Annotated in this window: 22 protein-coding genes; 8 read left to right on the plus strand and 14 right to left on the minus strand. The window is 56.4% G+C overall.

Going from position 1 to position 24146, the window contains the following annotated elements; genetic code table 11:
* Positions 1-34: 34 nt before the first annotated feature.
* A complete protein-coding gene (locus tag C3938_RS16975; protein ID WP_105104590.1) occupies positions 35-442 on the minus strand; it encodes a TIGR01244 family sulfur transferase in 408 nt (135 codons plus the stop codon).
* Positions 443-471: 29 nt separating this feature from the next.
* Complete coding sequence (locus C3938_RS16980; protein ID WP_105104386.1) at positions 472-1350, minus strand: MBL fold metallo-hydrolase; 879 nt, start codon at positions 1348-1350, stop codon at positions 472-474.
* 100 nt (positions 1351-1450) lie between these two features.
* Between C3938_RS16980 and C3938_RS16985 the strand changes: the two genes are divergently transcribed.
* The 5 genes from C3938_RS16985 to C3938_RS17005 all read left to right on the plus strand — a co-directional run bounded on the left by C3938_RS16985 (position 1451) and on the right by C3938_RS17005 (position 6838).
* Positions 1451-1765, plus strand: coding sequence for an ArsR/SmtB family transcription factor (locus C3938_RS16985; protein WP_105104387.1), 315 nt, complete (start codon positions 1451-1453; stop codon positions 1763-1765).
* 9 nt (positions 1766-1774) lie between these two features.
* Positions 1775-2209 (plus strand): YeeE/YedE family protein, encoded by a 435-nt coding sequence (locus C3938_RS16990; protein ID WP_105104388.1) that lies wholly within the window; start codon positions 1775-1777, stop codon positions 2207-2209.
* A 3-nt stretch (positions 2210-2212) separates the two neighbouring features.
* Positions 2213-2635 carry a DUF6691 family protein gene (locus tag C3938_RS16995; protein WP_105104389.1) on the plus strand — a complete coding sequence of 141 codons (423 nt, stop codon included), beginning with the start codon at positions 2213-2215 and terminating at the stop codon, positions 2633-2635.
* Positions 2636-2741: 106 nt separating this feature from the next.
* The gene (locus C3938_RS17000; protein WP_105104390.1) at positions 2742-4487 is read left to right on the plus strand and encodes a SulP family inorganic anion transporter; all 1746 of its coding nucleotides are present in this window, start codon (positions 2742-2744) and stop codon (positions 4485-4487) included.
* Between the two features lie 86 nt (positions 4488-4573).
* Positions 4574-6838, plus strand: coding sequence for an ATP-dependent helicase (locus C3938_RS17005; RefSeq protein WP_105104391.1), 2265 nt, complete (start codon positions 4574-4576; stop codon positions 6836-6838).
* 29 nt (positions 6839-6867) lie between these two features.
* On the opposite strand, the gene C3938_RS17010 is transcribed toward C3938_RS17005, so the two are convergent.
* From C3938_RS17010 to C3938_RS17040, 7 genes are all read right to left on the minus strand, one after another.
* Positions 6868-7479, minus strand: a complete 612-nt coding sequence (locus C3938_RS17010; RefSeq protein WP_233998986.1) for a DUF4919 domain-containing protein — start codon at positions 7477-7479, stop codon at positions 6868-6870.
* A 64-nt stretch (positions 7480-7543) separates the two neighbouring features.
* Complete coding sequence (locus C3938_RS17015; RefSeq protein ID WP_233998967.1) at positions 7544-8815, minus strand: patatin-like phospholipase family protein; 1272 nt, start codon at positions 8813-8815, stop codon at positions 7544-7546.
* Between the two features lie 183 nt (positions 8816-8998).
* Positions 8999-10021 carry a YhdH/YhfP family quinone oxidoreductase gene (locus tag C3938_RS17020; protein WP_105104393.1) on the minus strand — a complete coding sequence of 341 codons (1023 nt, stop codon included), beginning with the start codon at positions 10019-10021 and terminating at the stop codon, positions 8999-9001.
* Between the two features lie 30 nt (positions 10022-10051).
* Positions 10052-11251 carry a protease SohB gene (gene sohB, locus C3938_RS17025; RefSeq protein WP_105104394.1) on the minus strand — a complete coding sequence of 400 codons (1200 nt, stop codon included), beginning with the start codon at positions 11249-11251 and terminating at the stop codon, positions 10052-10054.
* A 34-nt stretch (positions 11252-11285) separates the two neighbouring features.
* Complete coding sequence (locus C3938_RS17030; protein ID WP_105104395.1) at positions 11286-11936, minus strand: cation/multidrug efflux pump; 651 nt, start codon at positions 11934-11936, stop codon at positions 11286-11288.
* 42 nt (positions 11937-11978) lie between these two features.
* A complete protein-coding gene (gene nudC / locus C3938_RS17035) occupies positions 11979-12788 on the minus strand; it encodes an NAD(+) diphosphatase (RefSeq protein WP_105104396.1) in 810 nt (269 codons plus the stop codon).
* A 103-nt stretch (positions 12789-12891) separates the two neighbouring features.
* Entirely contained in the window at positions 12892-14589 is a 1698-nt protein-coding gene (locus tag C3938_RS17040) for a hypothetical protein (RefSeq protein WP_105104397.1), read from the minus strand.
* A 332-nt stretch (positions 14590-14921) separates the two neighbouring features.
* On the opposite strand from C3938_RS17040, the gene nhaB reads away from it, so the two are divergent.
* Positions 14922-16454: a sodium/proton antiporter NhaB gene (nhaB, locus tag C3938_RS17045; RefSeq protein ID WP_105104398.1), complete on the plus strand. Its 1533-nt coding sequence runs from the start codon at positions 14922-14924 to the stop codon at positions 16452-16454.
* 78 nt (positions 16455-16532) lie between these two features.
* Here the strand turns inward: nhaB and dnaQ are convergent, their stop codons facing one another.
* From dnaQ to C3938_RS17060, 3 genes are all read right to left on the minus strand, one after another.
* Entirely contained in the window at positions 16533-17258 is a 726-nt protein-coding gene (gene dnaQ / locus C3938_RS17050) for a DNA polymerase III subunit epsilon (protein WP_105104399.1), read from the minus strand.
* Positions 17259-17262: 4 nt separating this feature from the next.
* Positions 17263-17700: a ribonuclease HI gene (gene rnhA, locus C3938_RS17055; protein WP_105104400.1), complete on the minus strand. Its 438-nt coding sequence runs from the start codon at positions 17698-17700 to the stop codon at positions 17263-17265.
* A 97-nt stretch (positions 17701-17797) separates the two neighbouring features.
* Positions 17798-18601, minus strand: a complete 804-nt coding sequence (locus tag C3938_RS17060) for a class I SAM-dependent methyltransferase (protein ID WP_105104401.1) — start codon at positions 18599-18601, stop codon at positions 17798-17800.
* A gap of 201 nt (positions 18602-18802) precedes the next feature.
* Between C3938_RS17060 and gloB the strand changes: the two genes are divergently transcribed.
* Together gloB and C3938_RS17070 are read left to right on the plus strand one after the other, a co-directional pair.
* Positions 18803-19561, plus strand: coding sequence for a hydroxyacylglutathione hydrolase (gloB, locus tag C3938_RS17065; protein WP_199775640.1), 759 nt, complete (start codon positions 18803-18805; stop codon positions 19559-19561).
* A 155-nt stretch (positions 19562-19716) separates the two neighbouring features.
* Positions 19717-21294 carry a LysM peptidoglycan-binding domain-containing protein gene (locus C3938_RS17070; RefSeq protein ID WP_105104402.1) on the plus strand — a complete coding sequence of 526 codons (1578 nt, stop codon included), beginning with the start codon at positions 19717-19719 and terminating at the stop codon, positions 21292-21294.
* A gap of 78 nt (positions 21295-21372) precedes the next feature.
* Here the strand turns inward: C3938_RS17070 and C3938_RS17075 are convergent, their stop codons facing one another.
* On the minus strand, positions 21373-23262 hold the full coding sequence (locus C3938_RS17075) for a SurA N-terminal domain-containing protein (RefSeq protein ID WP_105104403.1): 1890 nt from the start codon (positions 23260-23262) through the stop codon (positions 21373-21375).
* Positions 23263-23496: 234 nt separating this feature from the next.
* Positions 23497-23769, minus strand: a complete 273-nt coding sequence (locus C3938_RS17080; RefSeq protein ID WP_105104404.1) for an HU family DNA-binding protein — start codon at positions 23767-23769, stop codon at positions 23497-23499.
* Positions 23770-24146 lie beyond the last annotated feature (377 nt).

Genomic DNA, 24146 nt, shown 5'->3' on the forward strand with positions numbered 1-24146 from the left:
CGCAACCACGTCACTTGCACACCCACGGGCCCATTCAATAGGTCACCAGCACACCGGAAATGTCATATCCCGCCTGTTGTGCCGCCACCTGCAGTGCGCGTTTGTCCGCCCCCTGGATACAGCGAGCCGCGGCCCAAAGACTACAGGAGCGATTACCGGTGCGACAAAAGGCGTGCACGCGCTTACCACTATTCAGCACCTCGACAAATGCCTCACTGTGCGCAGGCTGCATCTGCCCTCGGGAAAACGGTATCGCAATAAACATCATACCGGCGTTCTTAGCGGCCTGTTCAAGTTCCGCAAAGCTCGAGAGGTCTTCCCCCTCCAGCTCTGGGCGATTACATACCAGAATTTCTACACCGGCATCGGCGAGCACCGGTATAGATTCCAGAGACAACTCTTCAGAAACACTTACCTGCTGATCCAGTGTTTTTAAATCCACGATGTTGTTACTCCTTGCCGGTTCAATAGTCATAATTTGTTGACCGGCACTTTCAAATACACGGTGCCGTTGTCTTCCGCGGGCGGCATCTGACCCGCACGGATATTGACCTGAATGGAGGGAATGATCAGTCGCGGCATCCCCAGGGTTGCATCGCGTTCGGTGCGCATTTTCACAAACTGCTCTTCGCTGATGCCCTCTTTCAGATGAATGTTGTTGCGTTTCTGCTCACCCACGGTTGTTTCACACTGGTGCGGGCGGCTACCGTTTGGTGGGTAGTCGTGGCACATGAACATACGGGTATGTTCCGGCAACCCCAGTAACTTACGCACAGAGCGATACAGCGAGCGCGCATCACCACCGGGAAAATCGCAGCGGGCGCTACCGACATCGGGCAGGAACAGGGTATCGCCCACAAACAGCGCGTCGCCGATCAGCCACGCCATATCCGCGGGTGTATGACCGGGCACATACATCACCCTCCCCTCAAGATCACCGATACGAAAGGTCTCGTTTTCCGCAAACAGATGATCAAACTGGGAGCCATCTACCAGAAATTCTTTTTCCAGGTTGAATACGCTGCGGAAGATGCCCTGCACCTGGGTGATGTGGTCGCCGATCGCAATCTTCCCGCCCAGACGCTCGCGGATAAAGGGGGCCGCCGACAGATGATCGGCATGGGCATGCGTCTCCAGCACCCACTCCACCGTCAGACCTTTCTCGTGAACGAAAGTGACGATCTTTTCCGCTCCAGCGGTGGCGGTATGACCCGAGGCCTGATCAAAATCCAGCACCGGATCTATGACCGCAGCACAGCCACCCTCGCGGTCGTACACAACATAACTCCAGGTTTCGGTCATCTCGTCGAGAAAGGGCTGTACGCGAGGAGAATCTGGGGTGTGACTCATAACAACCTTCCGCCTGTATCAGTTCGTCGTTCAATATACTTGCAAACATTATATTTTTAAATATATTATTTTCAAGCAAAGTGTTTGCCCGGACCAGCCCATGCCCAACACAACCGATATCAGTCTCGACAGGATGCGTGCCGCAGCCGCCGATGCCTCGCTTATGTTGCGCTCGCTGGGCAACCAGGACCGACTGCTGCTGTTGTGCCTGTTAAGCCAGGAGGAGCTGTGTGTCAGCGATCTGGAGGAGCGACTGGAGATTCGCCAACCCAGCCTTTCACAGCAACTGGGGATACTCCGTCGGGAGGGATTGGTCGCCACCCGCAAGGAGGGCAAACGGGTCTACTATCGGGTTTCCGACCCAAGGGTTCTCACACTGTTACAAACGCTCTATCAACTTTATTGCGCAGAGTAAATCATCACCATGACGATCGACTGGAATGCCTTCACGCCCCTCACTGCCCTCGCAGGAGGCGTGCTCATCGGCCTGGCGAGTGCCTGGCTGATTCTTATGAATGGCCGAATCGCGGGGATATCCGGGATACTCGGGGGCCTGCTCGACTGGCCCCGCGGGGATCGCGGCTGGCGACTGGCGTTTGTACTCGGTCTGCTGGCCGGCCCCGCCATCTGGGGGCTGTTCCATGCCCTGCCCGACATCGAGATCCACGCCAGTGCAACAATGCTTGTCGCTGCCGGCTTGCTGGTAGGCATTGGCACTCGCTACGCAGCAGGCTGCACCAGTGGGCACGGCGTCTGTGGGTTGTCGCGACTGTCACCGCGCTCCTTCGCCGCCACACTCACCTTCATGGGGGGGGGCTTCGCCACCGTGTATGTCATTCGTCACCTGCTCGGAGCCTGAGCCATGAATAAGTTTTCCATTTCCGCGTTTATTGCCGGGCTGCTGTTCAGTTTCGGGCTGCTGCTTTCTGGGATGGCCAACCCGGAAAAAGTTTTGGGATTTCTCGACATATTTGGGGCCTGGGATCCGTCACTGGCACTGGTAATGGGGGGCGCCATCGCTGTGGGGTTGCCGCTGTTCGCGCTCGCCAAAAAACGCTCCAGCTCAATTCTCGGCGCACCGATACAACTCCCAGGCAAACGCGAAATCGACCGCCGCCTGATCCTCGGCAGCCTGATATTCGGTATAGGTTGGGGGCTCGCTGGATTCTGTCCTGGCCCGGGAATCGTGGCGACGGGTGCACTGAAACCCGGCGCCATTCTGTTCACTCTGTGCATGATTTTCGGCATGTGGGTGTTTCACTGGCGAGAACGCCGCAACACATAATTCTCTAGCACGCCCTGCGACTGTGGTTGCCGCGGCGCTGGCGCTTTGCCGGCGTCAGCGGCTATCCTTTTGAGGCCAACGTATTTGCGGACCCCCTGACACTCCGATGCGGGTAAACAACTTCATCCCCAACTGGCTGAAGAACTATCAACGCCAGAATCTGCCCGCCGATCTGACCGCCGCCCTGGTTTCCGGCATGCTGCTGGTTCCCCAGGGGCTCGCCTACGCGTTGCTCGCGGGTCTGCCGCCACATATCGGGCTTTATGCCAGCCTCCTTCCCCTGGTGGTCTACGCCATTTTTGGCAGCAGCAGCGCCATGTCCGTCGGCCCCGCCGCGGTACTGTCGTTGATGACACTGTCCGCCCTTTCCTCGATCGCGCCGGTGGGAAGCCCGGAGTATATTTCTGCCGCCATCATGCTCACTATGTTGAGCGGCGTATTTCTATTCGCCATGGGACTGCTCAAGCTGGGCACACTGTCCAATCTTCTGAGTCACCCGGTCGTCAGCGGTTTCGTATCCGGCGCCGCCGCCCTGATCATCGTTGGCCAGCTACCGGCTCTACTGGGTATCGAGGCAGAGGGCGATACGGCCTCTATCAAGCTTCTGCATGTCATCCAGCACCTGCCCCAGGCACACCTGCCCACACTGCTGTTTGGTGTCGTTACTGCCGTGTTACTCGTGATCAGCCGGATCTGGCTGCCCATGTTGCTGTTCCGTCTCGGCGCCCCAAAGCAGATTGCCCGGTTGGCGGCGAAACTGATGCCGATGATACTGGTGTTGTGTGCCATTGCCCTGGTCCATCAGTGGTCTCTGACAGACAAACTGGATATCGTGGGCGACATACCCACCGGCCTGCCGGAGCTCACAATTCCCGACCTCAATTGGAGCCTGATATATCGCCTGCTGCTTCCCGCACTGATTATCTCGCTGCTGGGATTCGTCGAAAGTCTCTCCATTGCACAGGCACTGGCGACCCGCAGAGGCGAGAGACTGGATGCCGATGGCGAGCTGCTGGGGCTCGGGGCCGCGAATATCGCCAGCGCTTTTTCCGGTGGACTCCCGGTTGCCGGCAGCTTCTCCCGCACCGCGGTGAACGCGGAGGCCGGTGCCATGTCTCCGCTGGCAGGAGTCCTCGCCGGTCTGCTTATGGTCCCCATTCTGCTGTACCTCACCGGGATGTTCAGCGAGCTGCCCCTGACGGTTCTCGCGGCCATCATCATCGTCGCCGCTGCCGGACTCTTCGACTTCGGTGGTTTCATCCACAACTGGCGCTACGATCGCACCGACGGCTTGGCCATGCTGTTCACCTTCCTCGGTGTGTTGCTGTTTGGCGTGGAAGTGGGGATTGCACTGGGTATCGGCCTTTCTTTCGCCACCCTGATCTGGCGCAGCAGCCGCCCGCATATTGCGGTGGTGGGCCGCGTGCCGGGCACTGAACACTTTCGCAACGTGCTGCGCCACGATGTGGAAACCCGGAAAGAGATTCTGTTTCTGCGTATCGACGAAAGCCTGTTTTTCAGCAATATCAGCGCGGTGGAAAGTCGCCTGCTGAGTGAACTGAAACGACACCCGGATACTCGCGAACTGGTCCTCATCCTGTCTTCCGTCAGCCGTATCGACGGCACGGCGCTTGAACGACTGCAACACGTCAATAAAGACCTCCGCGACCGCGACATCCGCCTGCATCTGTCGGAAGTAAAAGGACCGGTACTCGATCGACTCAGTCGTTCCCGATTGCTGGAGCAACTCAGCGGCCGGGTCTTCCTCTCCTCCTACATCGCCGAGCTGGCACTGCAGGGAAACCAGAATGACGCCGTCGATGGGGACGAGATGGAAACCGGCGCATCCTAGCGCCCCGCGCATAATGAAAACTGTACCCACGCGGCCGACACTGGCAATATATCCAGTATTCCCGATACCGGCGAAACAGGGTTTTCATGACAGCAAGTGCAGAGCAACCGGCTCAACTTACGAATGAGCAAAAAGCCATCGCCAATCACCCCGGAGGTCACGCCAAGATCATCGCCGTCGCAGGTTCAGGTAAGACTACCGCCCTGCTTCATTACATAAAGAACCGTCTGGATGCCGGTGCGGACCCACGACGGATGCTGGTACTGATGTACAACCGAAGCGCCCGGGAGGATTTCACCCAGCGTCTCGGCGCTCTTTGCGGTGATGCCGTACCGCCTGTCAATACGTTCCATAGCCTTGGTTATCGGATCTACCAGCGGATGATCGCCCGCCGCCACCTGTCGCCCGCCAATCTCACTCCATTACCGCAGTCAGTAATCCAGTTGCAGATCTGGAAATCCATCGAAGCCTGTGCGCCACCAGGTGAGATTGAGGATATTCGCGCGCGCAAACAGTCCGAGACCGAAGCCGCGGAATTTTTTATCGACTACACCAAGACCATACTCTCTGGTGACCTGAGTGCGTTCCAGAAGCTGAAACTCGGCGACGAACACATGTATTTCCTGAAGGTGTTTCGCCATTTTGAAGATTGGCGTCGGGCACAGAATGCAGTGACCTACGCCGACCTGATTTACGACCCAGCCATCCTTTTCAGCCTGCAGCCGGATATTGCCGAAGAGTACGGGAGTTATTATCGGGACATTCTGGTTGATGAATATCAGGATATTAACGAAATCCAGCACTTCCTGTTGCGCACGATCTATGGAAAATCCGGCAATGTAATCGCCATCGGCGACCCGGACCAGACCATCTACGAATGGCGCGGCTCCCGCCCCGAGTACCTGCTGCGCTATTTTGATGGCGATTTTCCACCATCCAACATCTACCAACTGAGCCACACGTTTCGTTACGGTCACAGTCTGTCGCTTGCCGCCAACCACTTCATTCACAACAACCGCGAGCGCGCCGACATTTTCTGTGTTTCCGGTAATCCGCAGGCAGAAACCCAGTTGCACCATGTAGCTACCAGTAACGAAAGTAAATGGCTGGTGGAGCATATCCGCCGCTGCCGCCAACAGGGAGCCCCCCTGCGTGAAATTGCCGTACTGGTGCGGCTATGGTCACTGGCTGCGCCACTTGAGCTGGCACTGCTCGCCAACAACATTCCGTACCGCTCCGGCAACCGCAACACCGTACTTTCGAGAAAAGAACTGCGCCCACTATTCTGGAGTCTCAATATCGCCGCCGGGCGCTTTACTGAACAGTCAGCAAAACGGCGCAGCCAGGGACTCTATGAATGGCTCACCACACCGCATATCCGCATTCCCCGTGCGACGCTGGAGCCCCTGTGTAACCAGCTCGCACAGTACGAAAAAGACTGGGGTAAAAAACTGCTCAGGCTGATTCCGGAATCTCTCAGTCAGCCGCAGAGCAAACGGTTACGGCAACGTGCGGAGCTGCTGCAGCAAATGGAAAAATGGCGCGGCTTGGGCGGCGAGTTGATACGCCGGCAACTGGGTGAACTGGATTACCTGAGCGGTATCAGTGAAGACGCCTTCAATCGCCAGCAGGCGGAAGAAAAGCAGCAGACGATACTGGCCTTCTGCCAATACCTGGATCAGCTGCGCCTGTCGCCAAGGGAAACCCTGGAACATCTGCAGCAACTGCAACAACAGCATCAGAGTACTGACAGCGCGGTCAATGAAAACTCTGCCGATGCCATTCAGATCACTACCATGCATCAGGCCAAGGGCCTGGAGTGGGACCAGGTCATCATCCCTTCACTCACTGCACACAATATGCCGTATCAGCCACAGCGAGACTTCTCCACACCGGCATCCACCGAGAGCGAGCGGCGCCTGATGTATGTGGCGATGACGAGAGCGAGAAAACAGCTCTACCTGCTGACACCGGAAACCAGTAGCGACAGCGGGCAAAAGAAAACGACAGGCTCGAACCAGGAGCAGAGGCCGTCCCTGTTTGTCGATGAAATGCACCTGCCACTCTGCAGCCTACTTGCAGAAGCTCTCGAAAAAAAACCGGGCAGTATCACCACCCAGGTACCCATTACCCGACTGGCGCTGCGTTACCTGGCCGCCTGCGACTACAACCCCGACATCAACGCCCCGCGCGCCACACAGCGGAAACCGCAACTGGGGGAAAGTGTGCGCCATCAGAAACTGGGCTACGGCCGCGTGATCAAATGGGAAGACTCAAGAGTGGAAATACTGTTCAGCGACCGCCAGACACGGCGTTTTGAATGGGAAAAACTCGCCCAGTACCTGATGTAAAGAAGTTTCAGACCGCCACAGGAGGAGTATTACTCCTCCTCTGCCCCGCCACTCGCAAACTGCTCACTCACATTGAAAAACAGCGGATATTCCTCTCCGGATTCCGGATCGCGGACCTGCATCTTGTCATAGATACCCTGCTTGTCGTACACAATGGACTGGTCAAGCACCTGCAAGCCTTTCAGGCGAACAAAGCCACGCAGTTCAGACGTGCTGATGGTCTGGAACGCACTCGCCTGAGTTCTGCCATCGCCACTGTTTTCGATGGAGGTCATCAGTCCCTCGACCATGTAGCGGTGCAGATCTTCGCGATCAAAATCCCCCGCCTGGCCACTGCACACCACACCGATCATGTGCGCTTCCAGGCTCATGTAGTTGTATTCCAGAACCTGATCAACGCTGCGCAGGCAGGTGTCAAACTCCGCCTGTTCCACGGCACTGTATGCCTCCGGCAAGCCCTTCAGTTTCACACCGCCGTATGGGTTGTATTCTGGTGACGCGACATAGGCTCTGCGCAGCCGATCGAAGTCCAGGGTGAAACTCAACTGGAAAGCTTCTTCCAGCAGCTGCCGGTATTCACTCTGATTCTGCTGCCGCAGCGCTGCACTGTTTTCCCGCGTCCCCTGCGCACCACAAGCCACCAGGGTCAACGACAGCCCCGATAAAAAACAACGTGCGGAAAACAGTCGAAAAAAACACTTGATTTCAGGAGGGAGAATTGCCATTGCTTGCTTCCGTCGCGGGCTTGACCCGTATTCCAAAAAGACTTTTTGACTGGACTTCCACCAGCTGCGTGCGCGGACGCAGAAATTCGCTCAGTTTGTCCCGCTCCCACATGGCATCCTGGTAGCCAAGCTCCATCAATTCACCGAGATAAGGCTTCTCGAACAGCAGGTAACTTGCAGCGGATGCGCCACCACCGGATGTCGTGGCACCAGTGGAGCGAAATAGCCAGCGCAGTGCCGGTGGCAGGAAACGCACCTTGCGTCCGGCAATTCGGTCCAGGCTCTGGCTTGGTTCAATTACGGCTGATTCGACCGCACGCAGGGGCGCCAACTCTTCAAGTGCTTTCTGATCCACAGAGTCCAGTAGCAGGTTGACCCTTTCCAGATGCTCCAGATCCCCTTCGAGACTGTCGATGAACGCAGCATTAAATAGCTGACCGCCGATCTGCGCCAGCGAAGGCGGGTGCTTTGCCACCTTGCGCCGCTTGCCCCAGTGAACCGGGGAGCGGTTGTCAGACACACCTACCACAAATACGCGACTCGCCCCCAAGTGCAACGCAGGGCTTATAGGTGCCAGCTGGCGTACGGCACCATCACCAAAGTATTCATCACCCAGCTTCACCGCAGGAAACAGCGAGGGAATGGCCGCCGAGGCCATCAGGTGATCGGCCGTAAGACGGGTCCGCTCCCCACACCGCCGAAATCGCCGCCACTCCTGCAATTCATCACAGCCCTGGAAAAAACTGACGGACTCCCCCTGGTGATACGACATGGCATTGACACTGACCGCCCGCAGGCGCCCTTCGTCGATGTTGCGTTGAATATTGGCGAATGGAATCACCTCCTCTACCAGATCCCGCAACGGCCTGTTGTCCAACAGCGCCAGAGGCTTGTGGCGCGCCACACCATGAGTGAACAGGGAACGGGTGATGGTGAGGATATTACCCGCGAGGCTGGCCCAATTACTCCGGTAGATCCGGTCAACGGTCAAACCGCTCCACAGGTCACAGAGGCGCGCCACCGCCTCCTTGAATGTACCGGGATGGCTAGCAAGTAACAGGGAATTTACCGCGCCGGCAGAAGTGCCACAGATGATTTTGAATGGGTGCGGCTCAGAGTCCGGTGTCAGCTCGGCCAGCGCCTTCAGCACCCCCACCTGATAGGCCGCACGAGCGCCACCACCGGAAAGTACCAGTGCGCCAGCGCTGTGACTATGTTGACCCTGCGAGGGTGGCGGGATATTCACCGACAAAGCTTGCTACCAGATCGACAAAATAAGGGACATTATTTCCGCGTTATACCGTTTCAGGTCAATCCGTCCCATCTGAAATTTATTCTCACACTCAGCATAGCAGCTGGATTGGCGTCCGAGCGCACCACACCGTCGCCATAGCGATCACTTATGCGCCGCCTCACCATCCCGACCGGCGATGCTTCACCTGGCCATATCCACCACATAGCGGCCGATACCGTGCCCACGGTGCAGACGCGCCAGAAATTCCGGCGCCTGTTCCAACGAGATGTCTTCCGCGATCTTCTGCAACTGTTCGCCGATATACCAGGGGCCAGCAAGTTTTTTCCAGACATCAACCTTTTTACGCAGCGGCAGTTCGACACTGTCAACCCCCAGCAGACTGATACCACGCAGGATGAACGGAAATACATTGGCCTGAAATTGCGCGCCGGAAGCCATACCGCAGGCGGCCACGCCACCGCCGTACTTCAGACACTTGATGACATTGAACAGAGTTTCGCCACCTACGGTGTCCACCGCCCAGGCCCACAGCGGTTTGGCGATGGCCTTGTTCGCGAACGGCGCAAGCGTCTCCCGGTCCAGCACTTTCCACGCCCCAAGACCAGTAAGAAATTCCGCGGACTCGAGCTTCCCTGTCACCGCCGCCACCCGGAACCCAAGTTTGGCTAACAATGCAACCGCGATCGAACCCACTCCACCGGTGGCACCTGTGACCAGCACCTCCCCGTCTTCCGGCTTGGCGCCAGCCTCCAGCAGCTTTTCCAGGCACAGCGCCGCAGTCAAGCCAGCCGTACCGAGTACCATCGCCTCCCGAAGCGTAAGGCCCTCGGGTAGAGGCGCCACCCATTCCGCCGGCACAGCAATGCGCTCCGCCAGGCCGCCGGCGGTATTCATGCCCAGATCGTAACCGGTCACCAGTACCTGCTGACCAGGGCTGAAGGTCCCGCCGCTGTCGGCGACAACAGTTCCCGCAGCATCGATGCCTGGCGTATGTGGATACTCACGGGTGATGGCGCGATTGCCAAACGCCGACAGCGCGTCTTTGTAGTTCAGCGAAGAGTGGGAAACGGCAATTGTGACCGGATGTGCGGGTAAATCGCACAGCGAGCGCGTAACAATCGACTGATCATATTTGCCCGCGGCCACCTCCTGCACAATCATCGCACGAAAACCACCGTCAGCTATGGAGATACCCTTTGCCATCGTTGCCTTAGCCTCGTTGCTAATCCCGTATTACTGCGCCTGGTGACGCCAGGCTGCAAGGCGGGAAAACAGTCGCACCACAGCGCTCTCGACTCCGGACTGCGCGGCGAAACCGATTTTTTTTGCAATATTCTGCCGTTCTTTGTATTCCACCTGATACAGGTCCGCGTCGCGCGCACGGGACGTAAGATACTCGTCGGAGGTTTTCAGCTCATCCACCAGCGCGAGATCCAGCGCACGCTGACCAAACCAGACCTCGCCAGTAGCCACTTTGGTCACGTCCAATTGCGGGCGATACTCCGAAACAAAATGCTGGAACAGCGTGTGAATCTCATCGAGATCGCTCTGGAATTTTTCTTTTCCTTCCGGCGTGTTTTCTCCGAACATGGTGACCGTGCGTTTATACTCCCCTGCGGTAAACAGCTCAAAGTCCACATCGTTCCGCTGCAGCAAACGGTGGAAATTCGGCAGTTGCGCCACCACACCAATAGAGCCAAGCATGGCAAAGGGCGCGGCGAGTATCCTATCCGCCACACAGGCCATCATGTAACCGCCACTGGCGGCCACCTTGTCAACCACGATGGTCAACCTCACCCCGGCAGTACGCACCCTCGCCAGCTGGCTCGCCGCGAGACCATAGTTCGCCACCATGCCACCCGGGCTTTCAAGACACACCACCACTTCGTCTTCAGGCTGCGCCACCTGAAGAATCGCTGTGATTTCCTCGCGCAAGTTGGACAGTGCACTGGCTTTAATATCGCCATCGAAATGCACCACGAACAGCCTTTTACGCGCGCCGCTCTCACCCGCAGAAACAGAATCTATGGATACTGTTTCACCGCCGGCTTCGGCATCCGCTTCCGCCTGCTCCGGCACCTTGACCTCATGCGCGCCGTTATCCGCGGTATCCTTGCGCTTCCTTTTATGTGCCTTGGCCTCGGCTTTCAATTCTGCCTTGCGCTTTTTGGCTTGTGCCTTGGCTTCCGCTTTTTTGTCTCTTTCCTGTTGTTTGCGACGCTCGTTGTAGTCGGCCTCGTCCATCACCGCTTCGAGCAGCGTTTCTTTCATGTCATCGTAGCGATCATTCAGACGGTTGACCGCAATATGTCCGGGCCGACGATCCCGGTTATGTGCGCGATTGGCCACGATGACACCGAGCAACACCAGAAAAGCCACCACAATTGTGACAACCTTAGCCAGAAACAATCCGTACTCACTAAGAAATTCCACTCAACCCCCAAATCCCGATTGATTTTTTTAACGCTTATCGCCATTCATTCAGAGCGGTTTGCGCCTGCTGATTCAGCGGGCGCGCAAGCAATCCCGTGTGACTGATACGCACCTCATACACGGCGCCATCCTGCATTGGCAGGAACGTTGCACTGCCGTAAACCGCATCGACCACAGGCAGACTGTTGTCCATATTCCGGAGCAAGTTCCACACGTCGACACCATGCTCACTTTCCGCCAGCGCATGTACCGAACGCTCTTTGTTACGCTCGTCCTGCAGCGTCAGATAACGACCACTGAGGCGGTCCAGTCGATAGGCCGGCTCGATACCCCAGCGTGACAACGCGCCTTTCCACTTCAGCATTCGCGCATCCAGCTGCCACTGGTCGCCGTAGAGCTGGAACTCCTGGGAAATGCCATCCTCATCCGCAAATTTCACCATGTAGTGCTGCTCGCCGAGGCGCTCAAAAGACACGGTTCCCACACTGTGTTCATCGGCAAGATTCCGATAACTGTAGACATCCAGTGCCACGAGCACGATCAGCAAAGCCCCACCGAGAAATAAAAGTCCTACTGTGCCGCGGAGAAACCCCAGCAGCCAGTTGCCCTTAAGTAGAACCTTGCCGCCCCAGAACACCAGTAGCAGCGCGAGAAATGCAATAACAAACGTAATGGCGATATACATTTTTATGGCCTCAGATTTGGGGGGCGAAATCCCCGTCTGCGCTCACCCCATCCCGATGAATGTTCTTATTAATTGACCAGACAGTGTTTCCGCGGGCGGAATAATGTCGGGAACCCGGTTGCGGTGAAACCAGCGCGCCTCCATGATTTCATCCTGATCCGGAGTCAGTGTGCCGCCGCAAACTTCTGCCAGATACCCGATCATCAACTGACCGGGAAATGGCCAGGACTGAGTACCCAGATAACGGGTACTCCCTATTTTGAGCCCGACTTCTTCATATGCCTCTCTGGCGACGGCCTGTTCGGCATTTTCCCCGGGTTCGATGAACCCCGCCAGGGCCGTGTAGAGCGAATGGCGGTGATGGGAGTGGCGCGCCAGCAGACACTCATCACCACGAGTAAGCAGCATAATCACACAGGGGGAAATACGGGGATACACGGCGAGATGACACTGAGAACAGACCCGCGCGCGGTCCTGAAGGTGCAGCTCGGTTTTCAATCCGCAGCGGCCACAAAACTGGTGATCGAGATCCCAATCGACCACCTGCATGGCGCGGCCAGCGAGAAAGAACACGGGCTCGTCGACCACACCGAGCAGGCTGCGCAGGCCACGCCACTCGAATCCGGGAAGGTCTACCTGACTGGATAAATAGTGTACGCCGCAAGCCTGCCCCCGCCACTCACCGAGATAATGGCTCACAGACTGAGTATCTACCGCCTCCACCAACGAAACGGGAAGCTCATTGAGCAGTGGCCTTCCGCCAACACAAAGTATCTCACCCTGGGATACAACGATGTGCCAGTGAAATACCGGGTGCGGGAGTACCCGCCCGGCGGGAAAGAAATCTGTCATAGGACGTTAATCAAGTACCCTGAAATACTGCTCCAGCGCGGTGCCCATTGAACGGCACCCAGGCTCCCGGACAGGTGCGCCAAGACTGCACCAAGCCGGGGCATCAGGCAACCTCAACCGGATAGCCGAGGGCCTCCAGGCTCTCTACCGCGAGATCCAGCGATTTCATATCCGCCTGGCGATGCAACTTTACTTCACCCAGATAATATTCAAGGCTGATGATCGCATCGGCGAAAATCTCCAGTGATTGCTCCACCGCCGGTGCCACGGACTTCTGGTCGATCACGGCATCGACAAAGTCCACCAAGCGCTCCATTACCGCCGCCGCGCGACTGAGACTCAGCACAATCAGACCACCGCGCACACTGTTGAGTGTTGTGGAAACATTGCGGATATGACCGTGATCGAAACCGGAATCCGCGTACGCGCCCAACGCGCGCTTGATCAGCGCAAGCCCCGCTTCCGCTTCTTTCAACACCGCCAGTTCCGCCTCCGCCAACTGGCTGCGTTCCACTACGATGTCCGCATGACCGGATTCATCCAGCTCAATGGTAGAGCTCTGGCGCAACGAACGGATGGTGCTATCGACAGCGAGAATCTGGTTGGTGAGCTGCTGTAGCGCATTATCGGCCGCCCGACCACCCGCCGCCGCACAGCTCTGATAGGCAGAAAGAGAGCCGTTCAGGTTCTCTCCGATGCGGCGAAAATTGAGCAGGATCAGAGTGTTGGCAATACGGCGAAGGGTTTCGACCAGACCACCCTCTTCGTCAAGCCCGCTGACACCGATCACTTCTGCATCATCGAGCATACGGCGCACACCGGAGAGTTCCTCATCCAGCGCATTGGCGACGGCCGCAATGGCAGTGGCACCAGGCCCCCCCAGACTGGAGCGGTCACGCTCCAGTTCAGGTTCCCGATACGATAGCGGACGCACACCAAATACCTGTAGCAATTTTTCGCCATGCCCTGAGGGTCCCGCCAGAGCCAGCCAATAGAGGCATTCTTTTACCAGCACTGGCGGCGCGGGCTGATCCAGTGCGGTATCGCCATCACGGCAAATGTTCCGCAGGCGACGGTCCAACATACTGAACACCATCACCCGCTGGCGATTGACCAGCATTTCACGGCTCGCCATAGCGCCAATCGCGGCGCCGGCGACTGCCCACAGTTTTCCATTCGGGCGGCCCGCACATACACTGGCGATACGCTGTAGCGCCCGGGCCATCATGGTGTATGCCGGCCCCCGTGGCTTACCCTTCAGCAGTGCCAACAGACCTACCTGATACATATGGCGAAAGCGGCGTACGAAGCTCTTGAGGTCCTCGGACATGACGGCAGACGACACAGCGCCGGGTACGCTGGCATCGAGCCTGCAGCGTAGAAAGTGACTTTCAGGTACCGGAGCCTGGGCGCGGGCGAGCCGGAGATTGTTGATGTAGGGCACCAGCAGCTCGGGACGGGCAGTGCCCCGGTTCTGGACGAAATCCAGATAGCGGGTCAATACATAAAACGCTGTACCTACGCCCTCGAGCAAATCCATGGGGGATTGCTGACGGTCCTGCAACAGATCCGTCATGGCCGTCAGCATTTCCTGAGCCAGCAGCTCAGCCGCATTCAGCTGAACCATCTGCAGTACGCCAGCGACCTGCCGCAAAGCCTGAATGCATAACTCCAGAGACTGCTTGTTGCGATGATCAGCAGCAAACTGATCCAGGTAGGCGGTAGCCCCCTCGATACTCGCGATCAGTTCTTCCTTGACCAGACTGACAGATGTCAGGTTGATTTCGCGCAATTCACTCATTGCCTACACCACTGCAATTGTCTTTATAGTTTTATCGGACCCGGCCGCAGGATACGCCCCGCTTAACCCGCCACGACTCAATTTTCGCAATTCGAATGTCCGAAACTGACCATATCGGCAATATGGCCAATGCATCAGAGCAATTTATACCAAACCGTACAAGAGTCCACCTTTAAACCTTCAATTTCTACCGAACAATCGACAAAACATCCACCAGAATCCGCGAACTGGTAAAACCAATTGAATTTTCCGTCGGAAGTGGGTAGGTTTCCCGAGCGACCTCCCAGCGGTATTGGGACCGGCTCACAGAGATCCAAGGAAGTAGTCAAAAAATGAACGTTCTCAATGACTCGATACCCAGAGCTGGCAACGGTCTGGGCCGTGCCTTCGGTGAAAATTTTCTCGGCGAAGCACCCGACTGGTACAAGCTGACCATTGCCCTGTTCCTTATTATCAATCCGATCCTCCTGCATCTGACATCACCGTTTATCACCGGCTGGGTACTGATCGGTGAGTTCATTTTTACCCTGGCCATGGCCCTGAAGTGCTACCCGCTACAGCCAGGTGGTCTACTCGCCATTGAAGCAGTTCTGCTCGGAATGACCAGCAGTGATTCGGTGTTTCGAGAAGTTACCGATAATATTCAAGTCATCTTGCTACTGATGTTCATGGTGGCAGGCATCTACTTTATGAAGAGTCTGCTGCTGTATGTGTTCACCAAGTTGCTGATCAGCGTGCGCTCCAAAACCGCGCTTTCCCTTCTGTTCTGTGGCGTATCCGCGATACTTTCCGCCTTCCTCGACGCTCTCACGGTTACCGCCGTCCTGATAAGTGTCGCCATTGGATTTTACGCGGTGTATCACAAGGTCGCGTCCAACCGGCAGGCGCAACCGGATCACGATCACTCCCGGGATGATGAGGTTGTTGAATACCATCGCTCTGACCTCGACCAGTTTCGCGCTTTTTTGCGCAGTCTTATCATGCATGGTGCTGTAGGAACCGCACTCGGGGGCGTATGCACATTGGTGGGCGAACCACAAAACCTGCTGATCGCGGAAAAGGCCGGTTGGGACTTCGCCCACTTTTTTATCTACATGGCTCCCGTGACCATGCCCGCGTTTGCCGCAGGGCTGATTACCTGTGTTCTACTGGAAAAGACCAAAGCCTTCGGGTACGGCGCGCGGCTCCCCGATACCGTGCGTGAAGTACTGGCAAGCTTTGCCAGAGAGCAGGAGCAGAAACGTACCCAGCGCGATGTGGTTGAACTCTGGATTCAGGGTATCGTCGCCGTGATCCTGGTATTGTCACTGGCCTTCCATGTGGCGGAGGTGGGCATTATCGGCCTGATGATCATTGTGCTACTGACAGCCTTCAATGGTGTCATTCAGGAGGCGCGTATTGGCCATGCCTTTGAGGAAGCATTGCCCTTTACTGCCCTGTTGATAGTATTTTTTGCCATCGTGGCAGTTATTCACGAACAGCATCTGTTTGAGCCGGTCACCCATTTTGTACTGAGCCTGGAGCCGGACCGACAGCCGGGAATGCTGTTTCTCGCGAACGGCATCCTCTCCATGATCAGTGACAATGTGTTCGTTGCAACGGTATATATCAACGAAGTGAAATCGGCACTGACCGCAGGAGATATTACCCGCGAGCACTTCGACAAGCTCGCTGTCGCCATCAATACCGGCACCAACCTGCCGAGCGTGGCCACGCCGAACGGACAGGCAGCATTCCTCTTCCTGTTGACCTCCGCATTGGCCCCCCTGATCCGTTTATCCTATGGCCGCATGGTAATGATGGCTCTACCCTACACCGTGGTCCTCACTGTAGTGGCGTTGGCATGCGTGGTTTACGTCATCTGAGCTGCAACGCGGACACATAAAATCAAAAAGGGGCTGTGAAAGCCCCTTTTTTTGTTTTTGGCCGCCCTTATTGATGAACTACCAGAAATGCTTGCCGGAGGACTTTTCCAGGAGCCCGAGGAATTGCTCATGCGCCTCCTGCTCTTCCACACTCGCACGCACCACAGCAAGCGGAATCCGATCCGCGCTCAGGCGACGAATGGCACCCACCTCCAATTGCTGCTCCGGTTTATCCTCGCTCTGCTCACCGTTATTTTCCGATCCGGCGAGCGCAAGGTCCGTCTGCCCACCGGTCATGATCAGATAAACGTCAGCCAGAATTTCCGCATCGAGCAGAGCCCCGTGCAGATCCCGCTGAGAATTATCGACAAAATAACGCTTGCAAAGGGCATCCAGATTGTTTTTCTGGCCAGGGTGTTTCTCACGCGCCAGTGCCAGGGTATCCAGCACACCGCAGTGGGCAGCAACACTCTGCCAACGTGGATTAGCCAGGCGCTTTAATTCGGCGTTAATAAACCCTACGTCGAAGGGCGCATTGTGAATGACGAGCTCCGCTCCATCACAGAAAGTCATAAACTCATCGGCAATTTGTGCAAATACAGGTTTATCCACGAGGAACTCGTTGGTAATACCGTGCACCTCGATCGCGCCATCATCCACTTCGCGCTCTGGATTGATGTACTGATGATAGTGGCGGCCCGTTAGCTTGCGGTTAACCAGCTCTACACAACCAATTTCGATAATTCTGTGGCCGGATTTAGGATCCAGGCCTGTAGTTTCCGTGTCCAGCACAACCTGGCGCATGGGCTCACCCCCTCAGCTGATCAATTCCGCGGTTCGCGAGAGCATCCGCACGTTCATTTCCCGGATTTCCGGCGTGACCTTTTACCCAATGCCACCGCACCTCGTGGTGTGCAATCGCGGTATCCAGGGCCTGCCAGAGATCTGCATTTTTAACCGGCTTTTTGTTCGCGGTTTTCCAACCGTTGCGCTTCCAGTTGTTGATCCACCCGGTAATCCCCTGGCGCACGTACTGGGAGTCGGTGTGTAAATCCACCTCACAACGCTGATTTAATACGGACAACGCCTTGATGGCTGCCATCAGCTCCATACGATTATTGGTGGTCAGGGGCTCTCCCCCATACAGTTCCTTTTCCGCACCACCGCTCATCAGCAGAGCTCCCCACCCTCCCGGGCCGGGATTCCCTCGGCAGGCGCCATCGGTATAAATAGTGACTTGTTTCAAACCGGGCTCTTATTGTTTGATTCGAAATTCGATATTGAGTATGCGACGGAGGATCGAATTGAAACGCTAGGTAGCAGCTGCGCTGTCGGAAAGCCGACTAGCGCTTCTGATGACGATCTCTGGCGGCAACCCGTGGACTGCTGGGCACTGCCCGCAGAGCAGGCTTTTTCTCCCCTCGCCAGTCGATTTTGATAGTGCGCATTCGAGCGACTTCTTTGCGCGCGACTATGATGTAAAACCCACCCCAGGGCAAGTGGCAGCGGCTCCCCATCCGCTCCATCCACACCGTTCTCGCCAGCAAATCAGGCTGCTGCAGAGGCAGACGAAAAAAACCGCGCTCTACGGGCCCGGCCTGAAGATCCAACAAATTCATCCAATCCTCGACCCTCGCCGCACGCAATTGATTGCCGCCCTGGTAGGGACTGGACGAGCGAAAAATTCGAGACAGACCCAGTAACGAGAAAGGGTTGAACCCGATCAACACCATATGACCACCGGGTATCATCACCCTTGCCGCCTCTCTTAACACCTGGTGGGGATGCGGTGAGAAATCCAGCAGGTGGTGCAGGACCACGACATCAATGGACTCTGATGGCAGCGGCAACTGCTCGAACTCCACCAGCGCAGCACCACCAGCATCCACGCAGGGACTCAAACGGAACCGGTGATTGATCCGACTGCAGGCCGCAAAATCTACTTGCGCGGCGACGCTTGCCTGCATCAAATGATACCCAAACAGCCCCTCCACCAGCGGCTGTGCCAACGCCAATTGCTGCGTCAGGATTTCCCGCCCCAGACCGGACTGGAACCAGGCGCTCAAGTCGGCGCTGGACTCCGCCAATGGCGGCAGCTCACTGCCCTCTCGAGAGAACAGGGATTTTTTATCCAATCGCCACCCCATCTGCCGCTCCTTTCACCTGTTGTAATCGCGTCACCTGTTGCAACCGCCACTTTGACTCTTCAGTTCCGAACAGCCACCGCAATTTGCGAGGCAAGCCCGCAAAACCCCGCGGTCGGCTCACTCCACCGCCTGTGTTAACGTTGCAACAACTGCGCTTTAGCATGAACTCAAGAAATACAACTAGGTTAGCGGGGACTGCCGATGATCACAATCCACCCTATTCCAGCCTTCAATGACAACTATATCTGGCATCTGCGACAGGGGGATGAACACTGGGTTGTGGATCCGGGGGATGCCAACCCGGTCTTCGACGCCCTGGGCGACAACCGGCTGTCAGGCATTCTGCTGACTCACCATCATCCTGATCACACCGGGGGTGTTGAAGCCCTGATGAACGCCTATCAATGCCCGGTTTACGGGCCCGCAACCATAGCGCAGGTGACCCATCCGCTGGTCGACGGAGACCACCCCACGCTGATCGGCTGCCACTGGGATGTGCTGGCCGTGCCCGGTCACACACTGGACCACATCGCCCTGGTGTTACATGCCGGTGAAGAATTACATCTGTTCTGCGGCGATACACTGTTTGCCGCAGGCTGTGGCCGTCTGTTCGAAGGCAGCCCGGAGCAGATGTTTGACTCTCTCTCCCGGCTCGCCCGCCTGCCCGCCGACACCCGGGTTTACTGTGCCCATGAGTACACCGAAGCCAATCTGAAATTCGCCCGGGCGGCCGAGCCCGGGAATTCGGCGATCGCGTCCCGTCTGGTATCGGTAAAGCAGGTTCGTGCTGAGAATCGCCCGACACTTCCATCGACCATCGGGCTGGAATGCGCCACCAACCCCTTCCTTCGCACCCAGTCCCCGACCATTCGCGCCCTGGCGTGCGAGCGGGGCGCCCCCGCAGACGCATCGCCTGTTGAAATTTTCACCGTTTTGCGTCGCTGGAAGGACACTTTTTGAGCAAGTTGCATTGACCGGAACCAACGTCTCTCTTTAGAATCAGACAATTACAAAGCAAAGCTCAAGCGTATTACCCAATAAAGAGGCAACAGGCGTCCGCACTGGGCACCGCCAGACGCAGAGCTACAAGATAACGACAAACTGCGGACACCAGAATGGTTTATAAGAAACTGGCTGCTGCGATACTCGCGGCGACTGTGGGGGCCTGCGCGCAAATTGATTCCGCGCAGCAATTCGCAGAAAACTCACCACAGATCGACTCGGGCAGCGGCAGCGTCAAAGCCGCGAAAATGACCAGCATCAGCCAGAACATACTGGATACATCGGAAGCTGCGCTCCCCCCCCGAGATATATGGCAGCGATTGCGTCAGGGATTTACCCTGAATCGAGACCTGCAGCGTCCCAAAGTTCGGGAATATGTCAACTACTTTTCCACCAATCAGGGCTACATGGCCCGTGTTACGGAGCGCTCCCGCCGTTACATCTTTCACGTAGCAGAGCAACTGGAGCAGTCCAACATCCCGATGGAATTTGCCCTGCTGCCTATTGTGGAGAGCGCCTACGACCCCTTCGCCTACTCCCATGCCCAGGCCTCCGGCATGTGGCAGTTTATTCCGGCAACTGGCCGATCATTTGGGCTGCATCAGAACTGGTGGTACGACGGACGCCGGGATATCGTTGAATCCACTCGCGCCGCTTCTGAATATTTCAATTATCTGGCTGCCAAGTTCGATGGCGACTGGCTGCTGGTGCTCGCGGCCTATAACGCTGGCGAGGGTACTGTCAGACGGGCCATCGAACGCAACCAGAGCAGCGGTAAAGGCACCAGTTTCTGGGACCTGAAGCTGCCACGTGAAACTCGCAGCTATGTTCCCCAGCTCCTCGCTCTCGCCGAAATTGTCGCCTACCCGGAGCGCTACCAGGTTCCACTGCACGATGTAGGCAACAAGCCTTATTACACCGCCGTCAATGTCGGCAGCCAGATCGACCTGGCACAAGCCGCAGAATTGGCTGATGTGGAAATCGAAGAGCTCTATCTGTTGAATCCCGGCTACAATCGCTGGGCTACGGATCCGGAAGGCGATCACCGACTTCTGATCCCCACAGACAAAAGCGCACGCTTCCTCGACGCTCTGGACAAACTCCCGACGGACCAGCGGGTGACATGGCAACGCTACAAAGTCAGCCGTGGAGACACCCTCTCCGTGATTGCCCGTCGTTATGAAACGACCGTGGCCGCGATACAGCAGACCAACAAGCTGCGCAACAGCGGAATCCGCGCAGGTCAGACCCTCCTGATTCCCAGCGCTTCCGGCCCTAATGCCCAGTATGCCTACTCCATTGATCAGCGGGTTCAGCGCCGCCAGGCCTCCGGCAAAGGGCAGAAATCCAGTTACACCGTACGCCCCGGCGATACCCTTTGGGGCATTGCCCGCTCCATGAACGTCAAAGTGAGAGAGCTGGCAAGCTGGAACAATATGGCTCCTGGAGACACCCTGCGCCCAGGACAGACCCTCGTGGCCTACAGCGGGAATAGCAACAGCGATAACCAGAGCCGCACGACCCGCAAGCTGTCCTACCGGGTACGCAGTGGCGACTCACTCTACCGTATCGCACGAAAATTCAGCATTGATATCAGCGATATCGTTCGCTGGAACAAATTGAGCAAGAACGGTTACCTGCAACCCGGGCAACGCCTCACGCTTTTTGTCGACAGCGCAACCAGCAGCTGACCATCAGGTATAAAAAAACCGGCGACATTCGCCGGTTTTTTTATACCTGGATTTCAGGGAGTTCACCCCCTGATACCACTATTCACCGCCAGCGATGTCAATTTTTGCCTTGCTCGCAAGGAATTGCTGTACTGCCGTCAACTCGGACGTGCCCTGCATCGAAGCCAGTTGCTGCATGAGGGCATCCCGCTGCTCCTTACTTTGACGGGCCAGATCGCCCGGACGCACTGCACGTAACTGGGCCACAACTACGTCACCGGTAGCGAGCCTGAAATGCGCCAGGTTTTCGGCCCCGGGCTTTGGCGCCGCCATGCCGAATACATGGTCAGTTACTTCGCCACGGACTCCGAAACCGCCACGACGGGTTTTGTCGCTGGTTTCCAGCGTCAGCCCTTCGGCAGCGGCGACGTCCGCCAGCGATTCACCAGACTGTACCTTCTGCTGGAGGGCGTCAGCATTAGCCGCCAACTGCTCACTCGCCTTTTCACGCTTCAGCAAATCCACGATCTGGACCTTAACTTCGTCCAGGGGCTTCACGCCAGCCGACTTGTGCTCCACAACCTTCAATACTACAGAGTGGTTGTCACTCAGATTGAGCACGTCCGAGGTATTGCCATCCTCCATCACTTCAGGAGAAAACGCGGCCTCAATTACTTTGCCATCCGCAGCGATACCCGGTCCCCCCTGGCGGGAGAACAACGGAGACTTCTGCACGGAAACGCCCAACTCCTCCGCCGGTTCCGCCAGAGATGCGGCGTTGTAGGCGAGATCGCCGAGGCGGCTTACCGCATCGAGAAACTCGCGCTCGGCTTCCGCATTGCGCAGGCGAGCCGAAATGGCCGCCTTGCGCTCTTCAAACGTTGGCGGTTCAGCGTCAGCCACCTCAATCAACTTGATAAAGTGGGTACCGTCATCGGTCTTGACCGGACCAGAAACTTGCCCCACTTCCAATTTTGCCAACGCATCTTCAAATGGCTCAGGAAAGACATCGCCGCTGGTAAAGCCAACATCACCGCCCTCTTCGCGGGAAATGATGTCGTCGGAATACTCTTTTGCCAATGCGGCGAAATCGCCGTTGCTATCCAGTTTACCCTGGACTTCTGCCACTTTATTTTGCGCGGCTTCGTCATCGCCTTCGATCAGGATATGCGCGGCGTGACGGCGCACGCTTGCCTGGAAACTCTTTACTTCCTGGTCGTACTGAGCCCGCACGTCATCCTCGGAAATATCGATATTGCCGGCAAACTGTTCGGGAGTCAGCTCGATGTACTCAATAGCCACCTGCTCAGGGCGCTGGAACTCTTGCTGGTGACGATCGTAGTAGGATTGAACCTCTTCATCGGCAACCTGAATATTTTCCAGCAAAGGCGCTGCCGAAAGAGTGATGTAATCAAAGTCCCGCTCTTCCATTGAAACGGCAACCACGTTCTCTGCACCGCTTTTAGTCACGAAGGCACTGTCAGCAACACCTCCAGCAAACTGCTGCATGACCATTTCCTGCTCCAGCAGCTGGCGGAAAGCGGCCGGGCTGTAGCCCATTCGACGAAGCCCATCCCGGAACATCTGTTGATCAAACTGCCCATTAACCTGGAAGCCAGGCATCTGCACAATTTCTTTATCCACTGCCGCGGTACTCATCACCATACCGCTCTCCTGAGCAGCCTGGCGCATCACCGCCGCGTTGACCAACTGTTGAAGGACAGGGCCACGAAGCTGCTCGTCGGTCAGCAAGTCCGCAGGCACATTTTCTCCATACTGGCTTTCGATCATGCTGCGGCGATTCTGAATCGCCCTCTGCAAATCCAGATTGGAAATTTTTTCACCGTTTACTTCAGCCGCTTTATTGGCTGAATCCCCACTGGCACCGGTGAAAAAATCTATACCACCGATCACCATGATAAATCCGAAAAACGCTGCAACAATGATCGCAGCAGTTCCTTTCAGGTTGTCGCGCATGGACTGAAGCATATTCAGCTCCGAAATTAACTCTTATCTGTACACAATCGGATCAATGTTTATTGTTATTCCAACGAGTCATCCTCATGAACAGTGGCAACTAAGTGACTGCGCTCAAGTAGAATATGGTACTCGCCGAATTGGGCCTTGGCCCACAGATCCAAATGAAAAACTCAGTGACTCAGAAACAAAAAAGGCGCATCCAACTGATACGCCTCTTTGAAGCATTGTGTATTACAAGGCTTCTTACTGAACCGCGTCTTTCAAAGCTTTACCGGCTTTGAAATTCGGAATTTTTGCCGCAGCGATTTCAATAGGGTCGCCAGTGCGCGGATTGCGGCCAGTGCGTGCTGCACGCTCTTTAACAGCAAAGGTGCCAAAGCCAACCAAGGCAACCTGATCACCCTTCTTCAGTGCGTCGGTAATGCTTTCTACCATGGCGTCCAGAGCACGGCCGGCAGCTGCCTTGGGAATGTCGGCAGATGCGGCAATGGCTTCAATCAGTTCGGACTTATTCACGCTATATCCCTCTGTTCTTTTCTAGGTCTAGGTTTAGGTTTCTAGGTGTGTATTTGGTTCTGTTGCAGCCCCTTTATAGCGAGGCGCATTCATGCAATTTGCAGTCGAATTTTATTAGCCCGCGGCTCCCCCGCAGCGCAACAAGCCACGTTTTATACCAACTGCCTGTTAGTGGGTCAAGGAACCACGCGGCTTTGCGGGGAGTTGGGCATTTTTAAATCACACCTGTTCAGGCTATGCCCGTCGAGTTCATTTTTTAACCTGCACTTGCGCAGGCTGCGTACTCTACGCGACTTCTATCTTCCTGTTCAACGGTTTTTTATCCAAGGCACAAATAAAAGGTTTACGCCATACGAACAGGCACAGAATTGATAAAA

Origin of the sequence: Microbulbifer pacificus (assembly GCF_002959965.1) — a bacterium.
GTDB lineage: Bacteria > Pseudomonadota > Gammaproteobacteria > Pseudomonadales > Cellvibrionaceae > Microbulbifer > Microbulbifer pacificus_A.